A 12,073-nucleotide genomic window follows, 5' to 3' on the forward strand; every position below is an offset into this window, starting at 1 on the left:
TCGCAGTCTCCATAAACTGCGAACTAACTTAAAATTTGAGCTGGTGCGTCGTCCACCGCTACGGAAATACACGCCGCTTTCCGCGGGCGGCTGGTGAGCCAACTCGTGCCAAGGCACTTCGTTGTCTCACCTATGCCTATGCTCCCGCAGGAGTCGGCGTGTATTTCCTTCGCTGAGGTTGTTTATTCAATACTGCCAACGAATATTCAGTGAGCATTTTTTTAGCGCAGTCAATATGCGTAGACTCCAAGGGATGCGCACGTGTCCGAAGACCCCGCAAGAAAGCGGTAGGGTTCAAAGGCTAAGAACGCCACGTCAATAGCCAACGCCTATGTGACCAACATCATGTTGGCCCGAGGCCGTGCCCATGGAAAGCGAAGTATATTGCCGGAGCGGACTTCAGCACTTAGCGACAATTAGAAGGAAGAATTTACACTGTGTCGCAGTTTACATCCAGTACGAGACGGATATCAACAATTTATGCGAAAACAATCTCTTCTCCTAGAATAACAAATAGATATAATAAACGATTCCAACTGTCAATATTGATGGTAGAAGATTGCCCACTCTGATCTGAATAATTTTTAACAAATTAAACCCAATTGCTACAATCATTAAACCGCCTACTGCCGTCAATTCACCAATAAGCCCATTTAAAAAATCTTCGGGCACCCACTGATTGATTTGTGTTGCAAGCAATGCAATTGAGCCTTGATAAAGAACAACCGGGATGACCGAGAATATAACACCGAATCCGAGCGTAGTTGTTAACACTAACGCGACAAAGCCATCTATAACACCTTTTGTTATAAGCACTTCATGATCACCCCGAAGGCCGCCATCCAGTGCCCCAATAACCGATAAGGCCCCTATTACAAAGACGAGAGAGGCTGTTATAAAACCCTGGGCCACACTAATATCGTCAGTTGAGGTAGTAAATTTACCACCAATCCAATCACCCAGCCTATTAAGTCCTTCCTCGAGGTGAATAAACTCCCCGATAATAGCACCTGTTAATAAGCTTAACAAAACGACAATAATGGCTTCAGTTGACAATGCCATCTGTAAACCTATCAAAATAACCGCCAGACCGATTCCATGCATGACGGTTTGCTTATATCTTTCTGGGATATTAGTGAAAAATAATCCGATCAGACTGCCTGCAATTATACATACGCCGTTTACAATTGTACCAAAAAGCGCCATAATTCCATCTCCAATTGTTTTTCTCTATAGAAGTTTATATGATCCTACAATTTCATGAATGGCCTCTAAAAACCGGTCAACTTCTTCGTCTGTGTTGTATTTGCTCAAACTTGCCCTGATGACACCCTGAGCCGTTGTGTTAAGCGCTTCATGTGTTAACGGACTGCAATGGAGTCCTCCCCTGACGGCTATATCATAATGGGAATCCAAAACCATTGCTATTTCCTGCGACGGAACGTTCAGCACGTTAAATGCCACAATCGGCATGTTTTGCGGGTTTTCCGAGTTGGCATAACAGTGCACACCATCAATCTCCTGCAGACTTTTTGCAAGTCGCTTGCATAAGATTGTTTCACGTGGAACATTTCTGTCTTTTCTTTTTTCATAAGAAGTAAAGGCGGCATTTAAACCAGCAATTCCAGGTGTATTCAAAGTGCCAGCCTCCAGTCTTTCCGGCCATTGCGATGGTTGATCAGGGGTCTCTGAGAAACTGCCTGTACCGCCATGGTTGACTGGATTTAAATCAAGGTCACCATTTACAAGAAGCATACCGGTGCCCTGTGGCCCCAACAGCCCTTTGTGCCCTGGAAACGCGAGCATATTAATCTTCATTTCCTGCATATTAATTGATAGGTGGCCGGCTGTTTGTGATGCATCAACTAATAATGGGATATCGTCCTTAACATTAGCAGCCACCCTTTCAATGGGAAGAACACTGCCAGTAACGTTCGAAGCATGGGTCATTGCGATTAGCTTTGTTTCTTTAGTAACTGCTCGATTTACTTGTTTAATAAATTCGTCGTCGTCGTAATTCCACGATACATAAGTAACATTAACACCATATTGGTTTTTTATGTATTCAAGAGGTCTTCTAATTGAATTGTGCTCAAAATTACTGGCTATAACATGATCCCCCGACGACCAAGGCAACCCCTTAATTGCTTGATTCAAGGCGGCTGTTGCATTCGGATAAAACAATGCCTTTTTAGGATCGTTTATACCAAAAAGGGTTGCAGCCGTCTCACGTGTTTGCGAAACAATGTCAGCAGCCTTCCGTGCCAGTTGATGACCACCGCGGCCGGGATTCGCTCCAATTTGATTGACAGCTTCAACCATCGCTTCCCCCACTTCCGGAGGCTTTGGGAAAGATGAGGCAGCCTGATCAAAATAAATCATATATTTCACCCCGCTAATAGTTGCTTATATAAACAAAAAGACTGACCGTATTGCCATACACGTTAAGTCAGTCTTCCAATTTATAAAGGTCCATTTTAACTACTTTTCCAAAGAATCCATGATACGCTCAAGATCCTCATTAGAATAAAACTCGATTTCAATTTTCCCTTTGCGCTTTCCTTTATTAATCGATACAGCAGTTCCAAGACGCTCCTGCAGAACTGATTCCCGTTCCTGCAAAAAGATATCTTTTTTAGGTTTTTCTTTTTTCTTCTTCGGTTTTTCATTCATTTCAATGATAATCTGCTCAACCTGACGCACATTCAAATTTTCCCGTTGAATTTTATCTACCAACGGAATGATTTTGTCCTTATCTTTCACACCAAGCAAAGCTCTTCCATGCCCCATCGATAGTTCGCCATTATTAATATGTGCAGTCACTTGCTCTGGTAAAGAAAGCAACCGGACAATATTGGCAATATGTGATCTGCTTTTACCTAAACGTTTTGATAATTCATCCTGTGTTATACCAAGCTCATCCATCAAATTTTTATAGGCATGGGCTTCTTCAATAGCTGTCAGGTCTTCACGCTGCAAGTTCTCTAATAAGGCAACTTCCATCATCTTGTCATCTGTTAAATCTTTGACAACAGCTGGAAGTGTTTCCAATTCAGCCTCTTTAGCTGCACGAAAGCGCCTTTCACCGACAACGATTTCATAGCCTTTAATGCTCTTACGAACAATTAATGGCTGTATAATACCATATTCCAAAATCGAATCTTTTAATTCCTCAATAGCATCCGCATGAAATGTCTTTCTCGGCTGATAAGGATTTGGCCGGCATTCATTTACCGGTACTTCCTGTATGACATCATCGCCCTTTTCTTCCAATTCAGGCGGAAAAAACGCATTGATACCTTTACCCAACCCTTTCGCCATTGTTTATCACTTCCTTTGCTAATTCGAGATATACTTCAGCACCCTTCGATTTAGGGGCATATGTGATAATCGGTTCTCCATGGCTTGGCGCTTCGCCTAAACGTACATTTCTTGGGATGATTGATTGATAAACTTTATCCTGGAAGTATTTCTTAACTTCTTCAATAACTTGAATGCCAAGGTTCGTCCTGGCGTCAAGCATCGTTAGCAAGACACCTTCAATCATCAATGTCTTATTTAAGTGTTTTTGCACTAACCGAATAGTATTTAATAATTGACTTAATCCTTCCAGGGCGTAATATTCACACTGCACCGGAATTAAAACTGTATTGGATGCTGTAAGTGCGTTAATTGTAAGCAGCCCAAGTGAAGGCGGACAATCAATAATAATGTAATCATATTCATCTTTTAAGCTTTCCAGTGCTTTTTGCAATCGGATTTCACGTGAAATTGTCGAAACTAATTCGATTTCCGCACCTGATAGCTGAATTGTGGCAGGTATTATGTCTAAATTGGCAACTTCTGTTGGTACACAGACCTCTTCCGCAGGCAAATCCTCAACTAAGACGTTATAAATGCACTGGTCCATATCAGCTTTACTGACGCCTAAGCCGCTTGTCGCATTACCTTGTGGATCAGTATCAACAACTAAAACTTTATTATTCAGATGAGCAAGCCCTGCGCTCAAGTTTACCGCTGATGTTGTTTTTCCTACGCCACCCTTCTGATTTGCAATGGCCATAATTTTTCCCATGCTGTCACCTACCTCAAATCTATAGTTATAATTCTACCACTTTTTTGGAATTTACGGCTATAAAACACTATTTCATTTAAAAAGTATACTAACCTTCTAAAGAGTGGCTGATGTGATTTGTATGATTAAACTATTTTAGGATTTAAAAACCACCACTCATCTTATCCAGCAAAGATGAATGGTGTCTTAAATGATAATATAATACGATATATCAGTTCTTTTTAGGTATTTTAATTGTTATTTGATAAAAGTCATCAAGGTCCTCTTCATCTGTTTCCACATCAATTCCTGTGTCAGAAACCATATTCAAGGATTGACGAATCGTGTTCATAGCAATCCGTACATCTTTATTAACACCTTTTCGTTTAGGTGTTTTTTTGGCCGGTTTTTTATCTGGCTGATTCAATTTCTCAATATGTTCTTCGGTCTGTTTCACATTCAAATCTTTGCTCAGTATAAGTTCCAGCACTTTCAGCTGTATTTCCGGATCACTTACTTTAATGAGTGCTCGTGCGTGTCTTTCAGTTATTTGTTTATTTAAAACAGCCTGTTGAACCTCATCAGGCAGTTTTAACAATCTAATTTTATTGGCTATGGTGGATTGATTTTTGCCCAGGCGCTGTGCTAATGCTTCTTGTGTCAGGGAATGGAGTTCAAGCAAGCGTGCATATGCATTTGCTTCTTCGATAACCGTTAATTCTTCACGCTGGAGATTTTCAATTAAAGCCACAGAAGCAATTTCGGTATCTGTCATTCCGCGAATGATTGCAGGGACTCTCTCCCATTCAAGTGATTGTGCTGCACGCCACCTGCGTTCACCTGCAATCAACTCATATTTGTCTTCATCCTCGAGTTTACGGACGATAATCGGCTGAATCATCCCATGTGTATGGATTGTTTGTGCCAGTTCTTCTATTTTTTCTTCATTAAATACTGATCTTGGCTGGAATCTATTAGGCTCAATTTTTTCTAATGGAAGTTCAGTTACTTCATCCGGATGGTAACGCTCTTCCTCCTGAGAAGTATCATTTTTGCCGCCCATTCCAAAAATTCGGTTCAATGGACTCACCACTCCCAAACACCACCTTTACATACAAGCTCTTTACCGATAGGACGCATTCCACTAAACAAAAATTAAAAATGTTTCACGTGGAACATTTTATCTGGAATTCTATTTTATTAAACCAATCATATTTCCATAGATTAAAAACTGACTTAGCGAAAACGTGCTGAGAAAATTCTATCTTCATTCTATCATATAAATGACTTAATGAGTATCAAATTATAATCAAAAAGAAGTGTTATAGAGGAGTTGCTTTAATTAGCTGTTTGACTGCTGCGTTATTCAGCCCAATGGACTTTTATTTGGCAAGCCTGGCTTTCTTGGGTATTTTTTAGGCGTTATACGTTTTTTATGTATTTTAATAATTGAACGTTCACTGTTTTCTTCGGGTAATTGAAACGTATGTGTTAATTCCAATTGGCCGCCCAATATTTCAATAGCTTGCTCAGCATCATGTAATTCATCATGAGCCTGAGACCCTTTCATCGCTAGAAACAGACCGTTCTTTTTTGTCAGCGGAAGACATAACTCACTTAATACTGACATTCGAGCCACAGCTCTGGAAATCACAATATCAAATGTTTCTCTGAATTGTTTATTTTTACCAAATGATTCTGCCCGGTCATGATGAAACGCAACATTTGTCAGACCGAGTTGAGCAGCTAGTTGATTCAAGAAATTAATTCGCTTCTTAAGCGAATCAACAATTGTGATTTTCAACTCAGGAAAACATATTTTAAGCGGGATACTGGGGAAACCAGCCCCAGCACCCACATCACAAATTGACACGTTTCCGAAAAAGTCTTCATAAAAAGCCGCTGAAACAGAGTCATAAAAATGTTTTAAATAGACATCTTCTTCTTTCGTTAAAGTGGTCAGATTAATTTTTTCATTCCACGCCACCAATATCTGATAATAATCTGCAAATTGCTCTTGTTGTTTTTCATTTAATTCGATACCTTGTTCACGTAAGGCCTTTACAAACTGTTCCGGTTTCATGAATAATTTATCTCCTTAAATTAATTGGCTACACGAGCAATTTTACCCTGTTCAATATAAACAAGCAAAATGGAGACGTCAGAAGGATTGACCCCGGCTATGCGGGAGGCCTGACCTACTGAAAGCGGACGCACCTTTTTAAGCTTTTCTCTCGCTTCATAAGCAATGCCGTCAATATCATCGTAATCAATATTATCAGGGATCTTTTTATTCTCCATTTTAAGCATCTTTTCCACTTGTTCATTCGCCTTTTTGATATAGCCTTCATACTTAATTTGAATTTCAACCTGCTCTTTAACGATGTACGGCAGGTTTTCATCATTTTCAATAACGCTTTCCAGCATTGCATAAGTGACTTCAGGCCGTTTTAACATATCATACGCTTTGACCGCTTCTTTCAACGGTGTGCCATTTGCTTTTTCGAGCATCGCCTGTACCGGTTCTTCCGGTTTAAGAATGATTTTATCAAGACGTTTTTTCTCTTGTTCGACAAGGCGTTTCTTTTCCATAAATTGATTATAACGTTCTTCTGTAATCAGCCCATAGTCATAAGCTATTTCAGTTAAACGCATGTCAGCATTATCATGACGCAATAAAAGCCGATATTCCGCACGTGATGTGAGGAGACGGTACGGTTCTTTTGTTCCTTTAGTAACCAGATCATCAATCAGTACACCAATATATGCACGGGATCTGTCAAGGATCAGTGGTTCTTTGCCAAATAATTTAGCGGCCGCATTAATTCCAGCCATAATACCTTGTGCTGCAGCTTCTTCATAACCCGATGTGCCATTAATTTGGCCAGCAGTAAAGAGTCCTGGAATATTTTTTAATTCCATTGTCGGCCAAAGCTGTGTCGGTACAACAGCATCATATTCGATAGCATAACCGCCACGCATGATTTCAGCATTTTCAAGTCCAGGAACGGTTTTGACCATCTCATGCTGAATATCTTCCGGCAGTGACGTTGAAAGGCCCTGAACGTATACTTCTTCTGTATCTCTGCCTTCAGGCTCTAGGAAGACCTGATGACGCGGCTTATCATTAAATCGCACAATCTTATCCTCAATGGACGGGCAATAACGCGGTCCTGTACCACGCTTCATACCCGAATACATAGCAGATGACGACAGATTATCGTTAATGATCTGATGCGTTACTTCATTCGTATATGTCAGCCAGCATGGAATTTGATCTGTTATATATTCCGTTGTCTCGTATGAAAAGCTCTGCGGTTTTTCATCGCCAGGCTGAATTTCCGCTTTCGAATAATCGATCGAATGACTGTTCACCCTTGGTGGTGTACCTGTTTTAAAACGGGTAATATCCAATCCAAGATCTTCAAGGTTTTCTGAAAGTTTAATGGACGCTCGCTGATTATTTGGACCACTCTCATATTCGAGATCACCCATTAATACTTTACCCCGCATAAACGTACCCGTGGTAACAATCACCTGCTCGGCATAATAAGCGGCTTTTGTTTCGGTGATAACACCTTTACATACACCATCTTCCATAATTAATTCATTAACCATGCCCTGTCTCAATGTCAAATTCTCCTGATTTTCAAGGACATGTTTCATCTCTTTAATATAAAGCGGTTTGTCAGCTTGTGCTCTTAACGCTTGCACTGCCGGGCCTTTTCGGGTATTCAGCATACGCATCTGAATGTGTGTTTTATCAATTACTTTACCCATGACACCGCCAAGTGCGTCAACTTCACGAACGACAATGCCTTTGGCTGGCCCGCCCAATGACGGATTACATGGCATAAAAGCGACCATATCAAGGTTCAATGTCAGCATCAATGTTTTCGCGCCCATTTTAGCGGCTGCAATACCAGCTTCCACGCCTGCGTGACCGGCACCAACGACAATAACGTCATAACGTCCTGCATTATATACCATTTTTTCACCCTTTCTATTTTTGGTGGTATCATTTTAAACTTCATTATCTTACTTACGGCGATTCAATTACTTTCCTAGACAAAACTGCGAGAAAAGCTGGTCAATCAGGCTGTCACTGGCAGTGTCGCCAATAATTTCACCTAAAAATTCCCATGTGCGGGTCACATCAATTTGAACGATATCAAGCGGCATTTCCATTTCAAGACTTGCCACCGCATCTTCCAATGCTTGTTTAGCTTGTTTAAGCAACTGGATATGACGGATATTGGAGACGTATGTCATATCCCCTGTGTCGATATCACCAGAGAAGAACGTATCTGCAATAGCTGACTCCAATTCATCAATGCCCTCTTCCTTAATTAAAGAAGCAGAGATGACCGGCTTGCCGTCAGCCAGCGCTCTAACGCGTTCCATATCAAGTTTTTGCTCGAGATCAGTTTTATTAACGAGAATAATATAATCAAGACCCTGAACGGCTTCAAACAGTTTCTCATCTTCGTCGGTCAGTTCATCATTATAATTTAGAATAAATAAAATAAGATCGGATTCTTTCAATACTTGGCGTGAGCGGTCTACACCAATTTTTTCAACAATATCCTCCGTTTCACGAATTCCAGCGGTGTCAACAAGACGCAATGGAACACCACGGACATTGACATATTCCTCAATCACATCACGTGTTGTTCCGGGTACTTCAGTAACGATTGCTTTATTTTCCTGCACCAGTGTATTCATTAATGACGACTTTCCGACGTTCGGCCGTCCAATAATCGCTGTTGACAGCCCTTCGCGAAGAATTTTTCCTTGCTTGGCGACCTCCAGCAGGTGTTCAATTTCAGCATGAACTTCTTTCGACTTTTTTCGCATCATCTCGTGTGACATTTCTTCAACATCATCATATTCAGGATAATCAATATTCACTTCGACGTGTGCAACTGTTTCCAGCAATTCTTGCCTGAGCCGCCCGATTAATTCAGAGAGTCGTCCATCCATTTGTTTCAGGGCTACGGACATTGCTTTATCGGTTTTAGACCGAATCAGATCCATAACTGCTTCAGCCTGTGATAAGTCAATACGTCCATGCAAAAATGCGCGCTTTGTAAACTCACCTGGCTCTGCGATTCGTACACCTTGTTCCAGAACAATTTCCAGCACTCTGTTCACCGCAACCATTCCGCCATGACAATTGATTTCAACAATATTTTCACGGGTAAATGTTTTAGGCGCTCGCATAATTGTAACCATAACTTCTTCAGCAACATCATTTGTTTGTGGATCAATAATTTTTCCATAATGGATCGTATGTGAATCAGCTTCAAGCAAATTCGTTCCCTGGAACAAATTAGCTGTCACACGAATAGCCTCTGATCCGCTCAGCCGGACAATTGAAATGGCTCCTTCACCCATCGGTGTGGATATCGCCGTAATTGTATCTGTTTCCATCTATTTCACCTCCATCATACCCTGTATTTTTCATCTATATTCAACGTATTTTATTAATCAGTCAACAATATAATAGAATATCACAAATTCAATTAAAAATAAACTTATCCACAGTGTTAATATTATACAAACGAACCCTTTTATTATCCACATGTGGGTAAAAGAGTATTGTTGCTTTTTTATCATTACAATTTCCATAAACTGCGACGTAAAGTTTGATTGGATCGTTTGGGAAACTTTCTTGAGACGCAGCTGGAATATACTCGCTTTCCGTGGGCTCCCCACGAGCCTCCTCGTGAGCAAAAACCGCTCACTGCGGGGTCTCTTAGGCTCGCTGTCCCACAGGAGTCTCGCATATTCCAGCTGCTTACGTGAGTGTTTAAATAACGTTGCATTACTCGTTAAACAGACAAAACTACAGTAAGCACTTTTTAGCGCAGGCAATATACGAAGACTCCAATGGGAACAGCACGCGTCCGAAGACCCCGCAAGAAAGCGGTCTTTGCTTTCTGAGGAGGCTGAGGCCGTGCCCATGGAAAGCGAAGTATATTGCCGGAGCGATTTCAGAACTTAACGACAATCAGAAGAAAGAATTTTCACTAGTTCGCACTTTACATCCAGTGCGAAGAAAATAACATCAATCTATGTGAAAACAGTCTTAACTAAAGTTTGACCAATTAATACAACCTGACCACTCCACCGCAATAAATTTCACCAAAAACTAACAAAAAAAACCCCCTAAAATGGAGGTTTTTTTGTTAATACCAACTATGGTGTTATAATGATGCGGCGGTGGGGTTCTGCCCCATCTGAATGGGTCGAAACCCGGCTGTTCTGCTGTAATACATTATGAATAATTTTACGTTCGAATGCAGGCATTGGTTCAAGGGCGACTTCTTTGTCATAACTCAGTGCTTTATCCGCCATTTTGTTGGCCAATGCTTCCAACGTTTCCTTTCTTCTTTCGCGGTAACCTTCAGCATCAACTGTAACACTGTAGTACTGGCTGCCATCTTTATTAATTGCAAGCTGAACTAAATATTGAATAGCATTCAACGTCTGACCACGTTTTCCAATTAAAACCGCAATCTTCTCACCGGATAAGTCAAATGTTACATGATTTTCAACGACTGTAGTCGACACTTCAGCTTCTACATTCATATTCTGAATAACTTCTTTTAGGAATGTTTCCGCTTCTTCTACTTGGTTTTTTAATACTGAAACTTTTACAAACGCACGCTTTGAGCCAAATACGCCCAATAACCCTTTTCTGCCTTCATCGATTACTTCAACTTCAACATGGTCTCTTGTGGTGTCTAACTGCTCTAATGCTGATTGGACCGCCTCGTCAACCGTTTGTCCACTAGCAGTTATTTCTCTCACTTTTTGTCTCCCCCATTTTTATTCATCATTGGCTTTCGAATGAAAATCGTTTGGGCAACCATGAACACATTACCGACAACCCAGTATAAAGCTAATGCTGCCGGGAAGAAAAATGCAAAGACGGTAATCATGATCGGCATAACATACAGCATGACCATCATTTGCGGGTTTTGTGCAGCAGCGCTTCCTGCCATCATTAGTTTTTGTTGTAAAAATGTTGCTGCACCGGCAATCAACGGTAAAACGTAATCCGGTGAACCCAGCTCAAACCACAGAAAATTATGCGTCTGAATCGCCGGTGTCCGCATGATGGCATGATACATGGCAATCAAAATCGGCATTTGCACGAAAATAGGCAAACAGCCTGCGAGCGGGTTAACACCATGCTTCTGGAACAGCTGCATCGTTTCCTGCTGAAGCTTTTGTTGTGTATTAGCATCTTTTGATGAATATTTCTGCTGCAATTCTTTAAGTTCAGGCTGGATATCCTGCATCGCCTGAGAACTTTTCAGCTGTTTAACGTTCAACGGCAACAGAATCAAACGGACAATTATCGTAACGAGTATAATCGACAAGCCGTAGTTTTCATTAAATAAATCAGCAAAATAAGTAATTACTTGTGACAACGGCCATACAAAATATGAATTCCAAATTCCTTCACTTTCTGAATCGATTGGCTCGTTTATTTCCATACATCCAGAAAGGAGCACCACTAACCCGATTAAGGTTATGAGCAGCCAAACCTTTTTCCGCAATTTATTTCCTCCTAACAAGCAAAAACAACCTATGTATAAAACCTAGTAGCTATTTTACCATTAAATCAATAGAAGATTCCATATATAATCAAAAAGCAGAGCTATTTTTTCACAAACAGCCTTTGTTTTGTCAATAAATGAACTAAGCTTTTTTTCACTTGATGAAAATCCATCTGGCTCGTGGGATAACGGGCAATGATTATAATGTCCTTCGTTGGCTTAATACTATCTTCAAGCTCCAAAAAGGCTTGTCGCAAATACCGCTTTATTTGATTGCGCATAACTGCATTGCCTATTTTTTTACCGACGGATAATCCAATACGAAAATGTTCCTGGCCCGGCTTTTCTATATAGTATAGAACAAGCTGCCGATTTGCAAATGACTTGCCATTTTTAAAAACATATTGAAATTCCTCATTAGCCTTTATCCGATATCTTTTTTTCAAAA

Annotated in this window: 11 protein-coding genes; all 11 read right to left on the reverse strand. The window is 40.7% G+C overall.

Translation table 11 applies throughout. The features are described 5' to 3' along the window. Nucleotides 1–501: 501 nt before the first annotated feature. Nucleotides 502–1,206: a DUF554 domain-containing protein gene (locus BMZ22_RS05620; protein WP_090082865.1), complete on the reverse strand. Its 705-nt coding sequence runs from the start codon at nucleotides 1,204–1,206 to the stop codon at nucleotides 502–504. A 24-nt stretch (nucleotides 1,207–1,230) separates the two neighbouring features. Further along, entirely contained in the window at nucleotides 1,231–2,382 is a 1,152-nt protein-coding gene (locus BMZ22_RS05625; RefSeq protein WP_090082869.1) for an aminotransferase class V-fold PLP-dependent enzyme, read from the reverse strand. 99 nt (nucleotides 2,383–2,481) lie between these two features. Beyond that, nucleotides 2,482–3,321, reverse strand: coding sequence for a ParB/RepB/Spo0J family partition protein (locus BMZ22_RS05630; protein WP_090082874.1), 840 nt, complete (start codon nucleotides 3,319–3,321; stop codon nucleotides 2,482–2,484). Continuing rightward, the gene (locus BMZ22_RS05635; protein WP_090082877.1) at nucleotides 3,302–4,075 is read right to left on the reverse strand and encodes a ParA family protein; all 774 of its coding nucleotides are present in this window, start codon (nucleotides 4,073–4,075) and stop codon (nucleotides 3,302–3,304) included. Before BMZ22_RS05635 ends, BMZ22_RS05630 begins: the two co-directional genes overlap by 20 nt. A gap of 211 nt (nucleotides 4,076–4,286) precedes the next feature. After that, entirely contained in the window at nucleotides 4,287–5,147 is an 861-nt protein-coding gene (gene noc, locus BMZ22_RS05640; RefSeq protein ID WP_090082879.1) for a nucleoid occlusion protein, read from the reverse strand. Nucleotides 5,148–5,420: 273 nt separating this feature from the next. Beyond that, nucleotides 5,421–6,137 (reverse strand): 16S rRNA (guanine(527)-N(7))-methyltransferase RsmG, encoded by a 717-nt coding sequence (gene rsmG / locus BMZ22_RS05645; protein ID WP_090082882.1) that lies wholly within the window; start codon nucleotides 6,135–6,137, stop codon nucleotides 5,421–5,423. Nucleotides 6,138–6,157: 20 nt separating this feature from the next. Next, a complete protein-coding gene (gene mnmG, locus BMZ22_RS05650) occupies nucleotides 6,158–8,044 on the reverse strand; it encodes a tRNA uridine-5-carboxymethylaminomethyl(34) synthesis enzyme MnmG (protein ID WP_090082885.1) in 1,887 nt (628 codons plus the stop codon). 66 nt (nucleotides 8,045–8,110) lie between these two features. Further along, nucleotides 8,111–9,487, reverse strand: coding sequence for a tRNA uridine-5-carboxymethylaminomethyl(34) synthesis GTPase MnmE (gene mnmE, locus BMZ22_RS05655; RefSeq protein WP_090082888.1), 1,377 nt, complete (start codon nucleotides 9,485–9,487; stop codon nucleotides 8,111–8,113). Nucleotides 9,488–10,255: 768 nt separating this feature from the next. After that, entirely contained in the window at nucleotides 10,256–10,870 is a 615-nt protein-coding gene (gene jag / locus BMZ22_RS05665) for an RNA-binding cell elongation regulator Jag/EloR (RefSeq protein WP_090082896.1), read from the reverse strand. Further along, on the reverse strand, nucleotides 10,867–11,625 hold the full coding sequence (gene spoIIIJ, locus BMZ22_RS05670) for a YidC family membrane integrase SpoIIIJ (RefSeq protein ID WP_090082899.1): 759 nt from the start codon (nucleotides 11,623–11,625) through the stop codon (nucleotides 10,867–10,869). The genes jag and spoIIIJ overlap by 4 nt, the downstream gene beginning before the upstream one ends. 101 nt (nucleotides 11,626–11,726) lie before the next feature. After that, entirely contained in the window at nucleotides 11,727–12,071 is a 345-nt protein-coding gene (gene rnpA / locus BMZ22_RS05675; RefSeq protein ID WP_090082901.1) for a ribonuclease P protein component, read from the reverse strand. Between the last annotated feature and the right edge of the window lie 2 nt (nucleotides 12,072–12,073).

The sequence above is a fragment of the Lentibacillus persicus genome (assembly GCF_900112705.1).
Classification (GTDB): domain Bacteria; phylum Bacillota; class Bacilli; order Bacillales; family Amphibacillaceae; genus Lentibacillus; species Lentibacillus persicus.